Origin of the sequence: Pedobacter sp., from assembly GCF_965279535.1 — a bacterium.
Classification (GTDB): domain Bacteria; phylum Bacteroidota; class Bacteroidia; order Sphingobacteriales; family Sphingobacteriaceae; genus Pedobacter.
In genome coordinates, this window is sequence record NZ_OZ257244.1 from 4929401 (window position 1) to 4952057 (window position 22657).

General features: G+C 38.7%; 12 protein-coding genes. All 12 read left to right on the plus strand.

Translation table 11 applies throughout. The features are described 5' to 3' along the window. The first annotated feature begins 325 nt into the window (after positions 1-325). The 12 genes from ACQY77_RS20570 (at position 326) to ACQY77_RS20625 (ending at position 22606) form a co-directional block, all read left to right on the plus strand. Positions 326-3523 (plus strand): SusC/RagA family TonB-linked outer membrane protein, encoded by a 3198-nt coding sequence (locus tag ACQY77_RS20570; protein ID WP_421940441.1) that lies wholly within the window; start codon positions 326-328, stop codon positions 3521-3523. A gap of 19 nt (positions 3524-3542) precedes the next feature. Beyond that, positions 3543-5438 (plus strand): RagB/SusD family nutrient uptake outer membrane protein, encoded by a 1896-nt coding sequence (locus ACQY77_RS20575; protein WP_421940440.1) that lies wholly within the window; start codon positions 3543-3545, stop codon positions 5436-5438. A gap of 22 nt (positions 5439-5460) precedes the next feature. Next, entirely contained in the window at positions 5461-6159 is a 699-nt protein-coding gene (locus ACQY77_RS20580) for a DUF3823 domain-containing protein (protein WP_421940439.1), read from the plus strand. Positions 6160-6234: 75 nt separating this feature from the next. Next, on the plus strand, positions 6235-8670 hold the full coding sequence (locus ACQY77_RS20585) for a glutaminase domain-containing protein (protein WP_421940438.1): 2436 nt from the start codon (positions 6235-6237) through the stop codon (positions 8668-8670). Beyond that, positions 8667-9653, plus strand: a complete 987-nt coding sequence (locus ACQY77_RS20590) for a glycoside hydrolase family 43 protein (RefSeq protein WP_421940437.1) — start codon at positions 8667-8669, stop codon at positions 9651-9653. The genes ACQY77_RS20585 and ACQY77_RS20590 overlap by 4 nt, the downstream gene beginning before the upstream one ends. A 111-nt stretch (positions 9654-9764) precedes the next feature. After that, entirely contained in the window at positions 9765-10802 is a 1038-nt protein-coding gene (locus ACQY77_RS20595) for a family 43 glycosylhydrolase (protein ID WP_421940436.1), read from the plus strand. 26 nt (positions 10803-10828) lie between these two features. Then, complete coding sequence (locus ACQY77_RS20600) at positions 10829-11902, plus strand: cellulase family glycosylhydrolase (protein WP_421940435.1); 1074 nt, start codon at positions 10829-10831, stop codon at positions 11900-11902. 388 nt (positions 11903-12290) lie between these two features. Next, complete coding sequence (locus tag ACQY77_RS20605; protein ID WP_421940434.1) at positions 12291-16325, plus strand: two-component regulator propeller domain-containing protein; 4035 nt, start codon at positions 12291-12293, stop codon at positions 16323-16325. 123 nt (positions 16326-16448) lie between these two features. Next, on the plus strand, positions 16449-17783 hold the full coding sequence (locus ACQY77_RS20610) for a BNR repeat-containing protein (protein WP_421940433.1): 1335 nt from the start codon (positions 16449-16451) through the stop codon (positions 17781-17783). A 17-nt stretch (positions 17784-17800) separates the two neighbouring features. Further along, entirely contained in the window at positions 17801-20173 is a 2373-nt protein-coding gene (locus ACQY77_RS20615) for a beta-L-arabinofuranosidase domain-containing protein (RefSeq protein WP_421940432.1), read from the plus strand. 26 nt (positions 20174-20199) lie between these two features. Then, positions 20200-21345, plus strand: coding sequence for a glycoside hydrolase family 88 protein (locus ACQY77_RS20620; protein ID WP_421940431.1), 1146 nt, complete (start codon positions 20200-20202; stop codon positions 21343-21345). 7 nt (positions 21346-21352) lie between these two features. Then, positions 21353-22606 carry a DUF2264 domain-containing protein gene (locus tag ACQY77_RS20625; RefSeq protein WP_421940430.1) on the plus strand — a complete coding sequence of 418 codons (1254 nt, stop codon included), beginning with the start codon at positions 21353-21355 and terminating at the stop codon, positions 22604-22606. Positions 22607-22657: the final 51 nt, after the last annotated feature.

Genomic DNA, 22657 nt, shown 5'->3' on the forward strand with positions numbered 1-22657 from the left:
GGTTGTTCAAATATATCAAAGAAATGGTTCGATTTCGGGATTTTGACTGCAGTTTGCTTTTTTACATGCCAGTAAGTATCACTGCAGTCATAAGATAGCTTTAATGTTTTGAATCGTGTTATAAGTGTTATTTTATTGATAAACAGTGTGTTATTTGGAGGTTGGCGAGTGCTAAAACTGAGCAGGTTGGGAAAAAAAAGAGACAAATTGAGGAAATATTGATACAAATGCAGCGCTTAGCAGGGGCTTAAAAGCATCATATTTGTTTGTTGCTTAACCACATCTAGCGGGTTTTAACAGCAGAGCTAACCAAATAACAATTCTTATGAGAAAAATTTTATCCTCTTCAGGAGGAGCCAAATGGCCTACATGGTCTCCTCTACAAAATCCTTTTAGTAAGCCAAAAATGCTGTTTTTGATTTTTGGATTCTTAATTGTGCTTTGCACGGGTAATGTTTATGCCCAGGAGCAGGCCACGGTAACGGGAACAGTTACCGACGAAAAAGGAGAGAGCTTAGTTGGCGTGAGTATCAAAGTTAAGGATGCCACTACTACAACCACTACCGATGGGAGTGGTAAGTATAAAATTGTAGCCGCTAAAAATGCTACATTGATATTTATCTACGTAGGCTATGCCAATCAGGAAGTTGCCATCAACGGACGTACTACTGTTAATGCTAAATTAAAATCTTCTTCTACAGATTTAACCGATGTAGTAGTAGTAGGTTATGGTACGCAGAAAAAAGAAGCCATTACTGGAGCAGTTGCCACCATTAGCAGCAAAGATTTTGAAAAGGTACATGGTGGATCTACTGTAAGTACAGGTCTGGCAGGAAAACTGGCTGGGGTTTCTTTCCGGATGCCCGATGGAAGACCAGGAGCAAGTGCCAATATTCAAATCCGGAACATGGGTGATCCTTTGTACGTAATTGATGGAATTCAGCAGGATGCCGGGCAGTTTAACAATATTTCTCCTAACGATATAGAAAGCATTACAGTTTTAAAAGATGCATCGGCAGCGATTTATGGTAGCCGTTCAGCAAATGGGGTAATTATCGTAACCACTAAAAAAGGTAAAAACAGTACACGAAATTCTTTCTCTGTTGATGCTTATACCGGTTGGCAAAACTGGGTGAGGTTCCCGGAAACAACCGATGCCTATCAGTGGATGCTGGGGAAAGCGACCGCCGAAATGAATGCCAACGGAAAAACCGATATTACACAGGCAGAATTAGATAAATGGAAAGCAGGAACCGAGTATGGCTACCAAAGTCAGAATTGGAAAGATGTGATTATTTCGCCAAATGCCCCACAGTCTTCAGTAAATTTAAGCGCTTCAGGCGGATCGGATAAGTTAACATACTATATCTCCGCTACCCATTTAGATCAAAAAGGTGTTTATGGGACAGCACGAGAGTTCGAATTTAACCGTACCAACATTCAAAGTAATGTAGAAGCTAAGATTACCGATCGTTTTAAAGTGAACATGTTAATCAATGGTCGTGTAGAAACCAGAGATCAACCAGGTGTACCGGGCGGAGATGATTACTGGGCGGCCCGTTTCGCACTATTGAGAAACCGCCCAACTGAACAGGCCTATGCCAATGGTAATCCAAATTACCCTAATGATATTGGGCACAATACCGAGCAGTTCGCCGTTCAAAGTAAGGCCTTAAGTGGTTATTGGAAATCAGACTGGAGAGTTTTACAAACCAACTTAACGGCAACCTATAACACACCGATTACAGGTTTGGAAGTAAAAGGACTTTATTCTTATTACATTGCAGACAACGTAATTAACGGTCATGAATACACTTATAATGTATATACCTACCATCCCGAAACAGGTGTTTATGAACAAAAAGTAGGAAGTTCTAACCCTTATCGTGAGCGTAGAAATGAAAAGGTTTTAACCAATACTTATCAATTACAGGCCAATTATAACCGTACTTTCGGCAAGCATACTGTTGGCGCTTTACTGTTAGCAGAAAGATTGGATCGTTTCCGTACTTATACTTTCCAGCATGCAGTACCTCAAACCAATGTTTTACCTGTACTCCAGTTTGCCGATATGGATGGGCAGGATTTTACTGATCAGCAACAAGAGGAAGCCCGTATTGGTTACGTAACCAGGTTAAACTACAACTACGATAATAAATACTATGTTGAATTTTCCGGAAGAAGAGATGCTTCCTGGAAATTTGCTCCAGACAGGCGTGTAGGTTATTTTCCTTCTGCTTCTATTGGCTGGAGAATCACTCAGGAGGGATTTATGAAGTCTCTTTTAGGTGAAAACAGTATTTTAGACGATTTGAAATTCCGTGCCTCATACGGGATATTGGGAGATGATAATATCAACCTGGATCCTTTTGCTTACTTGCCAGGGTATACCTATAATGTGGGTACTGTTATTTTGGATGGAAAAACAATTACCACCTCAAGAGATAAAGGACCAATCATTAATACTTTAAGTTGGTTTAAGAGCAGAATCGCTGACGTAGGAGCTGATTTCTCCCTGTTCGGTTCTAAATTGAATGGTACTGTTGATTATTTTTACCGTAAACGTACCGGGCTGCGGGGAACAAAAAATGATATCCTCGTACCAGCAGAGCTAGGTTACAATCTTCCTGATTACAACATTAACAGCGATGCGCAATATGGAGCAGAGTTTTCTTTAAACTATCGCAACAAAATTGGAGAATTCAATTACAACGTTGGTGGTAATTTTTCTATCACCAGAAGTAAGTTCTTAGAATCATATAAACCCCGTTTCAATAACTCATGGGATCAATACCGCAACTCTTTAGAAAACAGATACAATAATATTTTCTGGGGATATGAAGTTACCGGACAATTTCAAAGTATTGATGAAATCAACAACTATAGGGTAAATATCGATGGAAAAGGAAACCGAACCTTGCTTCCCGGAGATTTAATCTATAAAGATCAAAATGGCGATGGTGTTATTGATGGGCTTGATGAACGTCCTATTGGTTATACCACTACCGGCCAGCCGAATGTTATGTATGGTTTCACCATTGGTGGTTCATGGAAAAACTTTGACTTTACTGCCGATTTTTCTGGTGGCTCATTGTACTCCTGGAATCAGAACTGGGAGCAAAGATGGCCCTTCCAAAATACCGGAGCCTTATTGCAAAACTTTGCTGATGACAGCTGGCACAGAACAAACCTATATGATTTGAATAGCCCCTGGGTTTCTGGTAAATATCCTGCTATGCGTTTTAACGATAATCAGTTGAGTAACTATAATAAGAACTCTACTTTTTGGTTGCACAATGTAAGCTATTTGCGTGCACGTACTTTAGAATTAGGTTATACTATTCCTAAAAGATGGTCTGAAAAAATTAAAATTCAAAGTGCAAGGATTTATGTTAACGGTTACAATCTTTTCTCTCTTGATAACTTAAGCGATTATGGTGTGGATCCGGAGATTGCTGATGATAATGGTTTACAATATCCTCAAAACAAGTTTTACAATATCGGTTTCAAATTAACGCTGTAAACATCCAAAATTTAAAATAATGAAAAAATACATCTATATATTGTCTGCTGTTGCATTATTAACCTTTGGAGAATCATGCAAAAAAGACTCAGAATTTTTAGATAAACAGCCTACCAATACCCTCGATATTGAGGCTACCTGGAAGGATCCAAACTTGGTTTTATCTGTAATTGGTGATTTGTATGATCGCTATCCGGATTTTCAAAGAATAGAATCCTGGTGGTTATTTGCTGATTTTGATGAGGGTTTTGCTTCAGCCGGAGGTGATTATTTTCGACACCAGAATCTGGAATATAATTATGATTCATGGAACATGTGGGATTATGCCTACGTTCGCGACCTGAATAATTTTATTAAAAAAGGAGAAGAATCTACCACTTTAAAACAAGCGGATAAAGATCGTTTCCTGGCCGAAGCAAGATTCATCCGTGCAGGTCTTTATTTTGAAATGGTTAAAAGGATGGGTGGTGTACCTTTAATTACAGAGCCTTTAACTTATGACTTTAGCGGAGACCCTACTTACCTGCAACGTCCTAGAGCAAAAGAAACAGAAGTTTATGATTTCGTAATTGCAGAATTAGAAGCCATTAAAGGCCTTTTGCCTAACTCGGCAACAGTTCAGAGCAGGGCAACCAAAGCTGCAGCCTTAGCAATGGAATCAAGAGCTGCACTATATGCCGGATCTATTGCAAAATACAGTACATCGCAACTGATGCTTCCAAATGGCGAAGTAGGTATTCCGGCCGCTTTAGCCAATGCCTATTTTACGAAATCGCTAAATGCCGCTAAAGAAATTATAACAGATGGTAAATATTCACTTTACCAGAAAAACCCAAATCTATCAGAGAATTTTGCCAGTTTATTTACGGATAAAGGAAATAATCCGGAAGTAATCTTTGTGAAAGACTTCAAATTGAAAACCAATAAGGTTCATGGATTTACCATTGATAACCAGCCACGTTCTTCTGCAGAGGAAGCACAGGGCGGGCGTTTAAATCCATCTTTGAATTTGGTTCAATCTTTCGAGAAATTAGATAATACATACGCCTCTTTTCCAATTACCGATGGTTCTGGAAACCCGGTTTATTATACTGGTATTACAGATATTTTTGCAGGTAGAGATGCCCGTTTAGCCGGAACGGTTATTTTACCCGGAACTTTGTTCAAAGGAAATAGGGTAGATATCTGGGCAGGCTATCAACTGGCTAATGGAAGCATTGTTACCGGAGATAATTTTGGACAAAGTAAAACTGATGTACTCCCTGGAAATCCTGGAAGTGTACAGGTAGTTGGTGGCGATGGGCCTGTTGATGGTTTGGAATTCAGTGCTCAATCAGGCTTTTATGTTCGCAAATATTTAGATCCTGCTGCAGGTTCCGGCCAGATTGGTACCAGAAGCGAAGTTTGGTGGATCAGGTATCGCTATGCAGAAGTTTTGTTAAACGCTGCTGAAGCGGCATTTCAATTGGGCGATTTAGGAGCAGCTGCAGGTTATTTGAAACCCGTAAGAGATAGAGCTGGTTTAACTACTGCCTTAACCGCTGCTGATATGACTTTCGATCGCATCGTACACGAACGTAAGGTAGAACTGGCTTTCGAAGGACATGAACTTTGGGATATGAAACGTTGGAGATTAGCCGATAAAGTTTGGAACGGCAATAATATGAGCAATGCTGATTTTATTAATGCCACGAATATAGGTTCGGCAACCAGAACCAGTACACAGGTGTTTGGTTTGTGGCCTTACAAATATTACAATCCAGGTAATGCAAATCACAATAAATACATTTTCAAAGTAGTAAAACCAAGCCGTGTAACCGCTGCACATCGTTTCCGTTTAGGCAATTATTACTCGCTGATCAATCAGGATATCATCAACAGAAATCCGAAGATTGTAAGAAATCCAAATCAATAATTTATTATCAAGACATAAGAACATGAAAAATAGAGTTTATATCATCATGCTACTAGCCACCGTAATTTTTGCTTCCTGTAAAAAGGATAATTACGATGCACCTGCGGCCGATTTTACTGGTCGGCTGGTATACAAGGGAGAAGCCATTGGCGTACAGTACGGAAACGTAAATTTTGAACTTTGGCAACCTGGTTTTGGTAATAATGGCGCCATCAATGTAAACGTCACCCAGGAAGGAACTTTCGGAGCAAAATTATTTGATGGTAACTATAAATTGGTGTTTACTGCTAACCAAGGCCCTTTTTTATGGCCTAAAAATTCAGCAGGAAGACAAGATACCATAGCTGTGCAAATCAGTGGCAGTAAGACGATGGATTTAGAGATATTGCCTTATTACATGATCAGAAGTGTTGCTGTTGCAGCAGCATCTGGTAAAGTAAATGCCAGTTGTAAATTAGAGAAAATCATCACTGATGCAAATGCGAAGGATGTAGAACGTGTAAGTTTGTACATCAATAAAACCCAGTTTGTAGATGGAGGAAACAACATTGCTGCACAAGATTTAACAGGTACAGCCATTGCAGATTTGAACAATCTGAATATGTCAGTAACCATTCCTTCCCTTGTACCCACGCAAAACTATGTCTTTGCCCGTATTGGTGTGAAGATAGCAGGGGTGGAGGATATGATTTTTAGCCCTTCTCAAAAAGTAACTTTTTAACTCTACCTATAAAAAAAGCTGTCGGGATAGCAGGTTTAAGATCTGCCCGACAGCTTCCTAATCATTCAAACACACATGAAAAAATTTTCCCTGTTTTTTTCCCTGGCATGCAGTGCTGTTTTCTCTTTTGCGCAAGAACGAAAGGCACCTGCATACCCGCTTATTACACACGATCCATATTTTAGTGTTTGGTCTTTCAGCGATCAGCTGAATGAGTCGCCCACCAGACACTGGACAGGCGCTACGCAATCCTTAATCGGGATGATCAAAGTAGATGGCAAAACCTACAGTTTTTTAGGAAACGTAGATAAAACTTATATTTCTGTTGTACCAGGGGCCGATGAAAAGCCTTATCAGGCAAAGTATACCGAACAAAAACCTGCCAATGGATGGGAGAAAACCAATTTTGATGATCAGCAGTGGAAAACCGGAACGGGTACTTTTGGCGATGGACAGGCGAAAACACAATGGAGAACAGATAATATATGGTTAAGAAGAACATTTGATGTAACTGAAATCCCCAATCAGCAACTGAGCCTTAAAATTAGTCATGACGATAATGCAGAAGTGTTCTTAAACGGAGAATCTATTTATGATTGTCAGTGCTTCGTGGGCAAATATATTTATGTTCCGATTGATCGTAGCAAACTTAAGAAAGGGCAAAATGTTTTGGCTATCCATGTTAGAAATACAGGTGGCGGCCAATTTATTGATGCAGGCATTGTATACGAAAAACCAGCTGCACAATTGCAAAATTTAATTGCTGCAAAACAGACAGATGTAAAGATCAACGCTACGCAGACAACTTACAATTTTAACTGTGGAAAAGTCGATTTAGAAGTGGCTTTTACATCACCGCTTTTAATGAACGACCTTAATTTATTAGCCAGACCGGTTTCTTATGTAAACTTCAAGGTAAGGGCCAATGATGGCAAAGCCCATCAGGCAGAAGTTTATTTCGGGGCTTCATCAGATTTGGCTGTGAATACTAAATTTCAGGAAGTAGAAGCCAAAAGCTATACCAGTGGAAACTTATCCATCCTTAAAGCAGGTACTGTAGAACAACCTGTTTTAAAGAAAAAGGGAGATGATGTGAGGATTGATTGGGGATATGCATATGTAGCGCTAAATCAAAAGGATGGAAAACAATATTTAACAACAGATCCTACCGCCTTTATCCAGGGAAAGTTGAATGCTACACCTGCATTGAAGGGTAAAAGCTTAACCTTGGCAACGGTGATGCCTTTTACGGTGAATGGTCAAAAGATTGCAGAGAAGCAGGTTTTGGTGGCATATGATGATTTGTATGCAGTTCAATATTTTGGTGAAAACCTTCGGTCATGGTGGAATAAAGATGGCAACAAGAAAATAGAAAATGTATTGACCGAGGCGGCAACATCGTACCCCGCTGTACTGCAAAAATGCGCTGCTTTTAACCATACATTTCATACTGATAACGTAAAAGCAGGTGGGGAGAAATATGCCAAATTGAATGATATTGCCTATCGCCAGGCCATTTCCGCTCACAAACTGGTGCAGGCACCAAATGGAGATATCTTATTTTTATCAAAGGAAAATTTCAGCAATGGCTCAATCAATACTGTTGATGTGACTTATCCGTCTGCACCTCTTTTTTTAACCTACAATCCCGATTTATTGAAAGGAATGCTGAATGGTATTTTCTACTACAGTGAAAGTGGGAAATGGAAAAAACCTTTTGCAGCACACGATTTAGGAACTTATCCATTAGCAAACGGTCAAACATATGGAGAGGATATGCCGGTAGAGGAGTCAGGTAATATGATCATTCTTACAGCAGCAATTGCCAAAGTAGAAGGAAATGCCGATTACGCTAAAAAACACTGGCAAACCCTGAGCGTTTGGGCAGATTACCTGAGTAAAGAAGGTTTCGATCCTGCAAATCAGCTGTGTACAGATGATTTTGCTGGTCATTTGGCCAGAAACACCAATCTTTCAGTTAAAGCGATAGTGGGTTTAGGTGGCTACGGTATGCTGGCTAAAATGTTGGGAAAAGCTGAAGAAGCCAATAAGTATACCCTTATGGCTAAAGATATGTCAGCAAAATGGATTCAAATGGCCAATGATGGTGATCACTTTGCCTTAACATTCGATAAAAAGAATACCTGGAGCCAAAAATATAACCTGGTTTGGGATAAGGTTTTAAATCTTGATATTTTCCCTAAAGAAGTATATAAAAAAGAGATCGATTTTTACCTGACCAGGCAAAATGCGTTTGGACTTCCTTTAGACAGTCGAAAAACGTATACCAAATCAGATTGGATTATGTGGACAGCAACTTTGACGGATAATCGTGCTGATTTCGATAAATTTATCAACCCGATCTATAAATTCTCGGTAGAAACGCCAACGCGTGTGCCACTAAGCGATTGGCATGAAACCACAGATGGAAAGCAAGTAGGTTTCCAGGCCAGGAGCGTGGTTGGTGGTTATGCCATAAAGCTATTGGATTCAAAATTGAATAACAGGTGATATTGAAAAAATATAGTTTTCTTATCCTGGCCCTTGCTTTGAGCCTGGGCCAGGCTTTTAGTAAAGGAATTGAGCTTAAATCCGGCATTTATTCCGTTACTGATACCATTGCGGTTGCAGACCCCACTATTTTCTTAGATAAAGGAATTTATTATTTATATGGTACGAGCAGTGATGACGGATTTCTGGTTTATCAATCAACCGACCTGAAGAAATGGTCAGGTCCTGTAGGTAAAAATAGCGGCGGATTTGCGCTTTCTAAGGGTCAAAGTTTTGGAACCAAGGGATTCTGGGCACCACAAGTATTTAAGCAAGGAGCGAAATATTTTATGGCTTACACTGCAAATGAGCGAATTGCCATTGCCGAAAGCGATAACCCATTGGGGCCATTTAAGCAAAAAGAATTAAAGCCCTTACCAGCCGATGGTTTGCAGATAGATCCCTTCGTTTTTAAAGACAATGATGGGAAGTTTTACTTATACCATGTACGGTTATCCAAAGGAAATAGAATCTTTGTAGCAGAACTAAATGCTGATTTTTCTGCGGTAAGGGAAGAAACCTTAAAAGAATGCATTACCGCTACCCAAACCTGGGAAAATACACAAGCTGTAAATTGGTCCGTTACTGAAGGCCCTACCGTTATAAAAAAAGGAAGCTTATATTACCTTTTTTATTCGGCAAACGATTTTAGAAATATTGATTATGCTGTAGGTTACGCCATTTCATCCTCGCCTTATGGCCCCTGGAAAAAAGTGATTCAAAACCCAATACTCAGCAGAAAGAACATAGGATTCAATGGTACGGGGCATGGCGATTTTTTTACCGATAAAACAGGGAAAATCAAGTATGTATTTCATACCCACCGCAGTGCTAAAAAGGTTTCACCCAGGCTAACAGCTATAGTTGATGTGAAAGTAGCAAAACATAAACAAGAATTAGAGTGGCGGGTTATCCCTAATACCCTCAAATTTTTAACCCAATAATTTAAAATGATACGTGATGTTGAAATTATGATACGCTTTACATTGTGTATCTGGTTCAAAAAGTCGTGTTTTGAATTTAGATTGGAACTAACCAGATATAAATAATCTAATATGAGAGCAATTTTACTCCTGCTTGTATTGTCACTTTTCTCAGTGGAAGTTATACAAGCACAAACCTTTAAAAATCCGCTTTTACCACGTGGGGCCGATCCTTACAGTTATTATAAAGATGGCTATTATTATTACACCCATACTGGTGGAAACAGGATTGACTTGTGGAAAAGTAAAACTTTAGAAGGTTTAAAGGATGCAGCGCATAAAACCATTTGGAAAGCTCCTGCTGCGGGTCCTTATTCGAGAAATATATGGGCGCCCGAAGTGATGTTTTTAAATGGTAAATGGTACGCATATTTTGCTGCAGATAATGGTAGAAATGAAAATCATAGGATGTATGTGCTTGAAAATTCGGCTAAAGATCCCATGGAAGGTGAATGGATTTTCAAAGGGCAGATTACAGATTCTACCAATAAATGGGCAATTGATGGAGATGTAGCTCAAATAAATGGACAATTATATATGGTTTGGTCGGGATGGGAAGGTGATGTAAACGGTAAACAGGAAATATTTATAGCTAAGCTTAAAAATCCATGGACGGTGAGCGGCGAACGCGTTAAAATTTCAAGTCCAAAATTCGATTGGGAGAAAGTAGGAGACCTTAATGATGCCAATAATCCGCCACATGTGGATGTGAATGAAGGGCCACAATTTTTGGTTCACGGGGATAAAGTATTTGTTGTTTACTCGGCCAGTGGTTGTTGGACAGATTTTTATGCCTTGGGCATGTTAACCGCTTCATTAAAGAGCAATCTGCTTGATCCCCACTCCTGGACCAAAGCTACGCAACCTGTATTTCAAAAGTCGGTAGAAAATGGCGTTTATGCACCGGGACACAATTCCTTTTTCAAATCGCCTGATGGTAAAGAAGACTGGATTTTATATCATGCAAATGACAAGCCCGGACAAGGCTGCGGAGGTTTCCGCACTCCACGGGCACAAAAGTTTACCTGGAATGCTGATGGAACACCAAATTTTGGTATCCCGGTAAAGAGAGATACTGAATTAGCCATTCCCTCAGAACATAAAAAATAATAAACATCAAAAACTCAGATATGAACATGAAAAAACTATTACTTGGGCTATCGATCCTGGCGATATCAACAGGTAGTTTTGCACAAAAAGCAAAAACTGCAGCAACAGGTACGGTATGGTCGGCCGAAAAAGCCAATCAATGGTACGCAGAACACAAGTGGCTAACTGGCGCCAACTACATTCCTGCAAATGCCATTAACCAATTGGAAATGTGGCAGGCGGATACTTTCAGCCCGGAATTAATTGATAAAGAATTGGGTTGGGCACAACAAATCGGATTTAATACCATGCGCGTGTTTTTGCATAGCCAAGCCTGGAATCAGGATGCAGAAGGCTTTAAGAAACGAATTGATCAGTTTTTAACCATTAGCCAAAAGCATGGTATACAGCCAATGTTTGTGTTTTTCGACGATTGCTGGAACAAAACATCAACGCCCGGCAAGCAACCTGCCCCAAAAACAGGCGTACACAACTCTGGTTGGTTACAAGATCCCGGAGATCCAAATTCTAAGGAAACTGCCAATTTTCCGGCATTAGAAAAATATGTGAAAGATATTTTAACACGTTTTGGTAAAGACAAACGTATTTTAATGTGGGATTTGTACAATGAACCCGGAAATAGCGGCAAACTGGAGTCAACAATTCCTTTACTAACTGCCGAAATTAAATGGGCAAGAGAAGTAAATCCTGAGCAGCCCATTACTATTGGTTTATGGGATTGGAATTATGAAAAACTGAATGCCATTCAAATTGCTAATTCAGACGTAATCACGTATCACAATTACGAAGAACCGCAATGGCATGAAAGAACGATCAATCTGTTAAAAGCCCACGGAAAACCCCTTATCTGTACAGAGTATATGGCCAGAACCCGCAACAGTCGCTTTTCTAATATCCTTCCTTTGCTCAAAAAAGAAAATGTAGGTGCGATAAACTGGGGCTTTGTTGCAGGGAAAACCAATACCAAATACGCATGGGATACCCCACTGGCTGATGGTAGCGACCCGATCGAGTGGTTCCATGAAATTTTTAATCCTGATGGAACACCATACAGACAAGATGAAGTGAATCTGATAAAAAAACTTAATCAGGGAAAATAAATACAGGGGTTGCCAAAAGCAACCCTTTTTTTGTCTAATTCAATTAATAGCGTAGCTGAAAAAATGCTGCACTAATAGGTTGGAGTAAAATCCCATGTACTATCGTCTTGCTTATTTTTAAGATTAGCATCTTTGAGAAAAGGTTCTGAAATAAATTCTGTTTAATGTATAGAGAAGATTGCTTAAGTGTGTATGGCAGGGCTTCACCAGGATAAAGCAGTCCATGTATCTGCTATGCTGAAGGTGTTTAAAAAGAACCTCGAATAATTAAGATGTTGAAATTCAGTTGGTTTTAAGGTTTTAAACGTTAAAGTGACATTATTGAGAATATTGCGTACTTTTATTTTTGAAACCAAATACTCAATCCATCATCCGCTGAATTCAATTTATGTCTAAATCAATCAGGGTAATTACTTGTTTATTATTTAGTTATTGCTTTTGTTTTGGGCAGTCGGAAAAAAAAACGATAAAATACCTGGGCGTAGAAGACGGTCTTTCTAACAACGTAGTTAATTCACTCTATCAGGATCGCTTTGGGTTTATCTGGATGGGTACATACGATGGATTGAATCGTTATGATGGTTACAATTTTAAGGTTTTTCGTAATAAGTGGGGTAATGATAATTCTTTGATTAATAATCATATAATTACCCTCAATGGCGATTCGAAAGATCGTGTCTGGATCGGTACTCAAAAAGGCATTTCCTACTTTGATTATACAGACACTAAAATTCATTCTGTTTATTACCTTAACAATGCCCAAAATAAGGTTACTGCTGCAATTAATTCAATCTCCATTGGTCAAAATGGCGATGCATATATCGCAACCGAAGCAAAAGGATTGCTGATTGTTAAGAATGGCACTAATAAAGCGCATTCACTTGCTATTCGAAATAATAGTACCTACTCCGTAAAGGCTACAAATTTTGATCAGGACCATACATTGTGGTTTTTCATCAAAGATCACGGTCTATATACCTGGAAAAATGGCCAGCTTAAGCTTGCCTTTAGTAAAATAAAAGGGGTTACACAGCTTTTAAATGATGATAATAATCAATTGTGGATAGGAACAGAAAATGGTCTGTTCATTTTTGATAAAGGGGCCAGGACTTTAAAAAGAGCACCATTTAAGTTGAGCAATGAAAATATCATGAGCTTAAAAATGGATAAAAGCAAAGTCCTCTGGATCGCAACAGATGGGGGAGGAATTACCACTTACGATAAGCGAAACAATCAAACCGCATATTTAACTGCAGGAAAAGAAAAGGGCCAGCTGAGCAGTAACTCCATTGGTGCAATTTTAGAAGATCGTGAATCACGAAAATGGATTGCAACACTCCGTGGTGGAGTAGATCTTATCGATTTTAAGGATACTCAGTTCAATACCATCAAGGTAGATCCCTTTCAAAGCAATACGCTGGTTAATAATTTTGTGCTTTCTTTCTGTGAGGATGCAGATCACAATATTTGGATAGGTACCGATGGGGGAGGTTTAAGTATCTGGAATCCCAGGACTAATAAGTTTAATAATTTTGTACATAATCCAAATGATAGAGAGTCACTAACCAGTAATTTTGTTACGAGCATCTTAAAAGATAGCCGAAATACCATATGGGTGGCGTCTTTTAGTGGCGGGATTGATCGTTTTGAGCCGGGTACGCAAAAATTTAAGCATTACCGCTGTTATAATACGGTAAAAGGGGTTGAGGATGTAAATCTCTGGAAGCTTTTTCAGGATACCAAAGGAAACCTTTGGGCAGGAACCACAAAAGGTGGTGCCTTGTACCTGTTCAACGCTAAAGCCGATCAATTTGAATTGTTTGATAATAATCTGATAGATATTCATACTATTTATGAAGATCAGTACGGAACATTATGGGCAGGAAACTATACCCATTTAATTAAAATAGATCCCATTAGAAAAAAGCATGAGTTTATTCCTGTAAACTCTGCCATCAGGGCCATTCATGAAGATCGCTTTCACAATTTCTGGATTGGTACTGAAGGAGGTGGGTTATTAAGTTTCAATAGAAATAGCCATAAGTTTGTACGTTATATAGAAGCAAACGGACTTCCAAGTAATTCTATCCTTAATATTTTAGAGGATAACAGTGGTAATCTTTGGTGCAGTACTTATAACGGACTTTCTAAATTCAATATCAAATCTGCAAGTTTTAAAAATTACTTTGCTACAGACGGGCTGCAAAGCAATCAATTTAATTACAATGCTGCATTGAAATTAAATAACGGGGAGTTTCTTTTTGGTGGTATTAAAGGCTTTAATAAATTTTTTTCTGATAGTATCCGGATCAATAAAAGAGTTCCTCCGCTTGTGTTAACCGATTTCAGGGTAAACAACGTGCCAATAGATGATGATCCATATTTTAACAATGCTTCATCTGTTGTTAATCTCCAAAAAATATCCATTCCTTTTAATTCTGCTGTTATTTCTGTTGATTTTGCTGCCATTGAATATTCTTTTCAGGACCAGATCAAGTATGCCTATTTTTTAGAGGGTTGGGATAGAGACTGGAATTTTGTAGATAAGCTCAATACAGCTTACTATTCGAGGCTGAATGAAGGAGATTACAAATTGCATATTAAAAGCACGGATACAGAGGGTGTTTGGAGTACCAACGAGAAAATTATCCACATTACGATTTTGCCACCATGGTATCGCACCTGGTGGGCCTATTGTTTGTATTTTGTTGCTGTTTCTAGCCTCTACTATTTGTTTTGGTTATATAGAAAAAGGCAGCACAGATTAAAACATGAGGTTGAAATTGCCAATCTGAAGATGGAAAAAGAGAAAGAGTTAAACGAAAAGAAACTTAATTTCTTTACCAATATCTCTCATGAATTGCGTACACCATTAACACTGATCGTAAATCCAATTAAGGATATTTTAAGTACAAAAGAGTCTGGCGCTGAAAAAAACGATTTGAATGTGGTTTACCGTAATTCGAGAAGGTTGCTCAGTTTGGTCGATCAGTTACTGCTTTTTAGAAAAACCGAAAGTGAAAATGAATCACTTAAAATTGTAGAACTCAATCTCTATAAATTTGCTAAAGAAATTTTCATGTGTTTTAGTTATCTGGCCAAAAATAACCAGATTGATTATACTTTTAATTGTGAAGATGAAAGTTTAAAAATTCAGGCAGATAAAGAGAAATTAGAAATTATTCTTTTCAATCTCCTATCTAATGCCTTAAAATTTACACCTAAAGCGGGTTCTGTACATTTAAATATCGTTTCAGAAGGAGGATACATCCGGATAAGTGTAAGCGATAGTGGTCCGGGCATTCCGGAGGAGGTAGGAGATAAATTGTTTGACAAGTTTTACAAAGTAATGAACAATACCTCACTTAAAATAGGTTTTGGTATCGGTTTATACCTGGTTAAAAATTTTGTCGAACTGCATAAAGGCACCATTTCTTATCAAACCAGGAAGGGAGAAGGCACAACATTTACGATCGATTTGCCTGAATTGTCTGCCACAACCACTAGCCTTCAAAACGATGGATTTGAAAATGAACTAACTTATGTAAATGAACTGATTTCACAGGAAGAAGAGGAAGATCGTGCAGAACAGGAAAGAACAGGGAATTTAGAATTGTTGATTTCAGATTTACATACCATCCTGATTATTGATGATAATGAGGAGGTATTAGACTACATTCAGCAGATTTTTAAAAATACCTTTAAAATTTACAGGGCAGAGAATGGCTTAGATGGGTTAAAAGCCGCACAGGATTTCCTGCCAGATATTATCATCTCTGATGTCAATATGGATGGATTAAACGGTATTGAGCTTTGTAAAGCGGTAAAAGAAGATCAGGCGCTTAGCCATATTCCTGTTATTTTATTAACAGCTGATCCGAGCAATGAAATGCGGTTAACGGGCTTAGAAGCCGGCGCTTATGATTTTATCAGTAAACCTTTTGACAAAGAGCTGTTTACCGCCAAGATTAATAGTGTGATTAAGACCAGAACCAATCTTCAGTCGTATTTTTATAATGAAATAACCCTAAAGTCAGATGCCTATAAAGTATCTCAGGAAGACAAGGGTTTCCTGCAGAAGTGCATTACCATTATTGAAGAAAACCTGATGGAGACCGAGTTTAATGTAAAGCGGCTGGCTTCAGATTTGGGAATGAGTCATTCTAATCTTTATAAAAAAATTAAAACTACATCTGGTCTTTCCATTAACAGTTTTATCCGGTTCATCCGAATCAGAAAAGCAGCAGAATTATTAATCAACACCAATCTAAATATTAATGAGGCCGCATTTAGGGTAGGTATAAATGACATCAAATATTTTAGAGAACAATTTCAAAAACAGTTTAAACTAACACCATCTGATTTCATTAAAAAACATCGGAAAACTTTCCATAAGCATTACAGCCTGAATACCAATTTATAGCCGAAAACTAAGTTTAAATATCAAAAAGAGCTTTTTTTATTAAATAGCCCCCCTTAAAATGTTATTCAGCCCCCTATAAATAATCGTAAAATTGGTGTACTTCGAAAAACCAAATATAAAAAGTTGAGCAATTTAATATTCAATAGCATAAAAAACAGATATCAGTATTTACTCACACTGGGTATATTGGTCTGGGCCTTTTCTTGCCATGCCCAGGAGCATAATTTAGTAACCATTGCTAAAAATGGCTGGGCTAAAAATTCTGTAAATGCAGTAATCTTTAGAAAGAATTCATTATTCACACATCAGGGATATCAATATGCTGCCTATTATGACGAAAACCAGACTGTAGTATTGGCCAAGCGAAAAATAAATGAAACCAGCTGGGAAATTAAGCCAAGTCAGTATAAAGGAGACGCTACCGATGCACATAAATCCATCAGTATTATCGTAGATGGATCAGGTTTTATTCACATAGCTTGGGGCCAACACAATAACCCGTTAAACTATGCCAAAAGTGTTGCTCCCGGATCTTTAGCATTGGGCAATAAAATCAATATGATTGCGGAGAAGGAAGGTAAAGTAAGTTACCCGGAATTTTATAAGTTAAAAGACGGAAATTTGCTTTTTTTCTATCGTGACGGAGGATCTGGAAATGGTAACCTGATGATCAATAGGTATAGCTTGAAAACAAAGACCTGGATTAGGGTACAGGATAATTTAATTGATGGACAAGGAGCAAGGAATGCATATTGGCAAACTACGATAGACAAAAAAGGCACCCTCCATATCAGTTGGGTTTGGCGGGAGTCGCCAGATATTGCCAGCAATCATGATCTGTGCTATGCAAAATCAACCGATGGTGGTAAAACCTGGCAAACATCAGATGACAAAAAGTATGAACTCCCTATAAATGCTGGTAATGCAGAATACCTGGTAAAGATTCCTCAGAAAAGTGAACTGATTAATCAAACCTCCATGTATGCCGACGGACAGGGGGGGATTTTTATTGCTACTTACTGGAGAGATACTGATGCTGTCATTCCACAATTTCATATCGTTTATAAAAATGTTAACGGCTGGAAAACGTTATCTGCAAACTTCAGGAAGACACCATTTTCACTTAGTGGAGGCGGTACTAAAAAGATTCCGATTTCCAGGCCACAGATTATTTCCTGGAAGAAAAATGGAAAACAGGCTGTGGCACTTATTTTTAGAGATCAGGAACGTGATAATAAAGTCTCTTTAGCGATAAATAAATCTATTGAGCAAAATACCTGGGAAGTAATAGATCTTAACAATCAACCGGTTGGAGATTGGGAGCCAAGTTTTGATACGGCACTTTGGGACACTAAATCCCTTTTAAACCTGTTTGTTCAAAAGGTAACTCAGGTAGATGGGGAAGGTAAGGCGGATACAGCTCCTACGCCGGTACAGGTGCTGCAATGGAAACCTTAGCCTTATAAGTGATGAAAATGAATGCATTTTATAAGATAAGTTTAATATTGGGGCTGGGCTTATTTTTCAGCTCGTCTCCATGCACGCTGGCTCAGCAGCAGGTGAGGTGGCTGTTTAAGCCTCAACAGGTTCAATTGCTTCCCGGTGTGTTTAAAACAGCGGAACAGACAGATCTAAAATATATCCTCGAGTTAGATGCCGACAGGTTGTTGGCGCCTTATCTTAAGGAAGCAGGCTTACAAGCTAAAGCCGCTAATTATCCCAACTGGGAATCTACGGGCCTGGATGGACATATGGCTGGACACTATCTTTCTGCACTTGCGCTCATGTATGCTGCTACGGGCGATAAAAGTGTAGAGACTAAAATTGCTTATGTACTTGCTGAATTAAAAAAATGTCAGGATGCAAATAAAAACGGATATCTGGGAGGTGTGCCTGGAGGAGCTGCAATGTGGAACGACATTGCCAATGGAAATATTAAAGCTGGTAGTTTTGACCTGAATAAAAAATGGGTCCCCCTGTACAACATCCATAAAATTTTTGCCGGGTTAAGAGATGCCTGTTTGTATACCAACAATGCTTTAGCTAAAACCATGCTGATTGATTATTCGAACTGGTTTGTTTGGCTAACCGCTAAACTGAATGATGAACAGATTCAAAAAATGTTGATTTCAGAACATGGGGGCTTAAATGAGGTATTTGCAGATGTTTATGCCATTACTAAGGATGAAAGGATGCTTAAATTGGCTTATCAGTTTTCAGATCACCGCATTTTACATCCTTTAGCTAAGCAGGAAGATAAACTCAATGGCTTACATGCCAATACTCAAATTCCCAAAGTAATTGGTTTTGAACGCATTGCTATGCTAAGCCATGATAAAGTTTATCATCAGGCTGCCCGTTTCTTTTGGCAAACCGTAGTGCACCACCGTACCACCGCTATCGGAGGGAATAGTGTTCGCGAGCATTTTAACCCTACAGATGACTTTTCTACCATGATTAGCAGTGTAGAAGGACCCGAAACCTGCAACAGTTATAACATGTTGAAATTGAGTAAACTCCTTTATGAAACAGAGGGGAATACAGCGTACCTGGATTATTACGAACGTACGCTGTACAACCATATCCTGTCCTCTCAAAATCCAAAAGGAGGTTTTGTATATTTCACACCTATGCGGCCTGATCACTATCGCGTTTATTCTCAACCCCAAACCAGTTTTTGGTGCTGTGTAGGTAGTGGTATTGAAAATCATGCGAAATACAACGAGTTAATATATGCTCATCAGGCCAATCAGTTATTCATTAATTTGTTTATTCCTTCCAGATTGGATTGGCAAGAAAAGGGCATTAAAATTACCCAAACCACTCAATTTCCAGCGTCGGAAGAAACACAGTTGCTCATCAATACAAAGAAGGCACTTCAGTTTACCCTAAATATTCGCAAGCCTGTCTGGCTTAATGCCGAAGACTTGAAAGTTTTTGTAAACAATAAACTCATTTCAAGCCCAGAGCCGGATAGTGGTTACCTCAAAATATCACGTCTATGGAAAAATGGTGATCAGGTTAAGGTAATTCTTCCAATGAGGATTAACCTGGAACAAATGCCAGATAAATCTGCCTATTATGCAGTTTTAAAAGGTCCCATTGTACTTGCGGCCCAAACCGGTATTGATGATTTAGCGGGCTTATATGCCGATGATTCGCGTATGGGACACATTGCGAATGGTAAGCAGCACAACCTTCAGGATGCTCCGGTATTGGTTGGTGATATAAATACAATCTCGAGCCAAATCACACCAGTAAGTGGTAAACAGTCTGCCTATAATCTTGCTAAATTTATTTATCTGCAATCAAAATCTAATTTGACGTTAATACCCTTTTATAAAATTCATGATAGTCGATATATAATTTATTGGCCTACTGTAACCGAAAAAGGCCTTGATAGCTTGAAGCAAAGCATAACCGTAACTGAGCAGGAAAAATTGAAACTGGCAGCGAAAACAATAGATGTGGTATTCCCTGGTGAGCAACAACCAGAAGTGGATCACCAGTTTAAATCTGATCAGTCTAATAGCGGAATTTTTAGAAATAAGCATTGGAGAAGTAGTAAGACCTGGTTTTCGTATGAACTTAATGACAAAGAAAATCTGGCGAAAGCACTTCAACTAACTTATTATGGTAAAGAAATTGGCCGAAACTTTAAAATTCTGATTAACGGGAAAGTAGTTGCCACGGTGAAGTTGCAGCAAAATCTTGGTGATGTTTTTTATACGCAGAATTATCCCATTGATAATGATTTATTGACGAAGGGACAAACGATAAATATTCGGTTTGAGGCGCAAGAAAATAGTGAAACTGCCAGTGTTTATGAAGTTAGACTAGTGAAATAAATATTTAAACCACATTTAAACCAAACATGAAAGAAAGCCGATTATATTACCGTTTTAAACCGCTTTTAATTTGTGCTACAACGTTAATGCTGTTGTTTCAAGTGGCTTTTGGCCAAACACAGCAGGAGGTGCTGGCAGTAATTAATAAAGTAAATGTTTACTGGCAGGAAAACAATAAACCGCAAGTCAGGGCATTTTGGGATCATGCCGCCTATCACACGGGGAATATGGAGCTTTATAAATTGACTAAAAATCAGGTTTTTAGAAAATATTCAGAAGATTGGGCTGAGCATAATCAATGGATGGGCGCTAAAGCTAACGATACAACCAAATGGAAATACAATTATGGTGAAACGGATGATCATGTGCTTTTTGGCGATTGGCAGATCTGCTTTCAAACTTATATAGACCTCTATCATTTGGATCCAAAAGATTATAAAATAGCACGTGCTAAACAGGTAATGGAGTATGAAATGAGTACGCCTAATAACGATTACTGGTGGTGGGCAGATGGATTATATATGGTGATGCCGGTAATGACTAAACTCTATAAAACAACTGGTAATGCGAAATATCTGGATAAGTTGTACGAATATTTTACTTATGCCAACAGCATCATGTATGACAATGAAGCTAAATTATATTACCGTGATGCCAAATATGTTTATCCTAAACACAAGAGTGTAAACGGAATGAAGGATTTTTGGGCCAGGGGTGATGGGTGGGTATTTGCAGGATTGGCCAAGGTACTTCAGGATTTACCTGAAAATAATCCTCATCGTAAAGCATTTTTAAACAAATATCTTAACATGGCCAAAGCCATAGTAAAAAGTCAGCAAAAAGAGGGGTATTGGACCAGAAGTATGCTCGATCCGCAGCACGCACCTGGGCCAGAAACAAGTGGAACTGCTTTTTTTACCTATGGTTTGTTATGGGGAATTAATAAAGGTTATCTCAAAGAGAAAACATTTTTCCCAGCCGCCCGGAAAGGCTGGGGATATTTAACTCAAACTGCCGTTCAAAGTAACGGGAAGGTAGGTTATGTACAGCCCATCGGTGAGAAGGCCATCCCCGGGCAAGTTGTCGATGCTAATTCTACGGCCAACTTTGGTGTAGGTGCTTTTTTATTGGCTGGTTGTGAAATGTATAAATTCTTAGCACCGAAAAAATAAAAAATTGATGAAAACGATTATGAGTAAATCCTTAAACTTTATCCTGTTAATCCTTTTGGCTTCTACGAGTACTTTTGCTCAAAAAGGTAAAAGCAGTAAAAAACAAGGTTATTTAACAGATAGGCAGTTCTGGCTGCAACAAATGGATAAGATGGTTAAACCGGTGTTGTATAATCTTGCGCAGGATAGTTTGAGGATTGCCATGCCAAAAGTAACCTCCGTACATATTGATAACAAAGAGCACCGCATAAAAGTGCAGTATGTAGAAGTGCTGGGCAGGGTTTTGAGCGGAATAGCACCCTGGTTACAATTGGAAGGAGGCTCTGCAGAAGAAATAGCTTTAAGAAAACAGTATCGCGACTGGGCTTTAAAAGGCATTAACAATGCTCTAGATTCCAATGCAAAAGATTTTATGAATTTCGATATAGGTGGGCAACAACTGGTAGATGCCTCTTATGTAGCCTATGCCTTTGTGCGTGCCCCATGGCTTTGGGAAAATATAGGCAGGAAAAATCAGCAACTGCTGGTTAAATCTATTCAAACCACGCGCCGGTTTAAGCCAGTATTTTCCAACTGGTTGCTTTTTTCAGCCATGAACGAAGCATTTTTAGCTAAATATGGCTTTGATTGGGATCCTATGCGCGTAGATTATGCCTTACAACAATTAGAACAATGGTATGTTGGCGATGGTATGTATTCTGATGGTACAAGTTATGCTTTTGACTATTATAATAGCTATGTTATTCATCCCTATTTAGCTGCATTAGTTGATATTATTGGTAAGAAAACCTCTGCATATAATCCCATGTTCGATAAGATAAAGAAACGGAATGAACGATATGCTGTCATCCAGGAGCGGTTAATTAATGCAGATGGAACCTATCCTGCAACCGGCAGGTCTATTGTTTATCGGGGCGCAGCTTTTCATCACCTTGCAGATATGGCATGGCGAAAAGCATTACCCAAACAATTAAGCCCTGAGCAGGTACGTGGTGCATTAACAGCGGTAATCAGGAAAACATTAGAAAGTCCGGGTACTTATAAAAATGGTTGGCTAACGATTGGTTTGTATGGCGATCAACCGAACCTTGGCGATTTTTATAATAATCAAGGCAGTCCATATATCTGTACCAATATTTTCCTTCCGCTGGGTTTGCCCGAAACCGATCAGTTTTGGTCAGGACCTGCAGTAAAATGGTCTGCGCAAAAAATCTGGAGTGGTGAGGATTTTCCAAATGATCACAGTGCTGGTTTGAAATAAAGATTAAAAAGATGTTGAATTTTATATACGATAGAACATGATAAAAGCTAA

Bases quoted from the DNA above. Each gene is read 5' to 3' on its own strand.
- ACQY77_RS20580 (WP_421940439.1), top strand. From the start codon at position 5,461: ATGAAAAATAGAGTTTATATCATCATGCTACTAGCCACCGTAATTTTT.
- ACQY77_RS20585 (WP_421940438.1), top strand. From the start codon at position 6,235: ATGAAAAAATTTTCCCTGTTTTTTTCCCTGGCATGCAGTGCTGTTTTC.
- ACQY77_RS20575 (WP_421940440.1), top strand. From the start codon at position 3,543: ATGAAAAAATACATCTATATATTGTCTGCTGTTGCATTATTAACCTTT.
- ACQY77_RS20620 (WP_421940431.1), top strand. From the start codon at position 20,200: ATGAAAGAAAGCCGATTATATTACCGTTTTAAACCGCTTTTAATTTGT.
- ACQY77_RS20600 (WP_421940435.1), top strand. From the start codon at position 10,829: ATGAAAAAACTATTACTTGGGCTATCGATCCTGGCGATATCAACAGGT.
- ACQY77_RS20595 (WP_421940436.1), top strand. From the start codon at position 9,765: ATGAGAGCAATTTTACTCCTGCTTGTATTGTCACTTTTCTCAGTGGAA.
- ACQY77_RS20615 (WP_421940432.1), top strand. From the start codon at position 17,801: ATGAATGCATTTTATAAGATAAGTTTAATATTGGGGCTGGGCTTATTT.
- ACQY77_RS20605 (WP_421940434.1), top strand. From the start codon at position 12,291: ATGTCTAAATCAATCAGGGTAATTACTTGTTTATTATTTAGTTATTGC.
- ACQY77_RS20625 (WP_421940430.1), top strand. From the start codon at position 21,353: ATGAAAACGATTATGAGTAAATCCTTAAACTTTATCCTGTTAATCCTT.
- ACQY77_RS20570 (WP_421940441.1), top strand. From the start codon at position 326: ATGAGAAAAATTTTATCCTCTTCAGGAGGAGCCAAATGGCCTACATGG.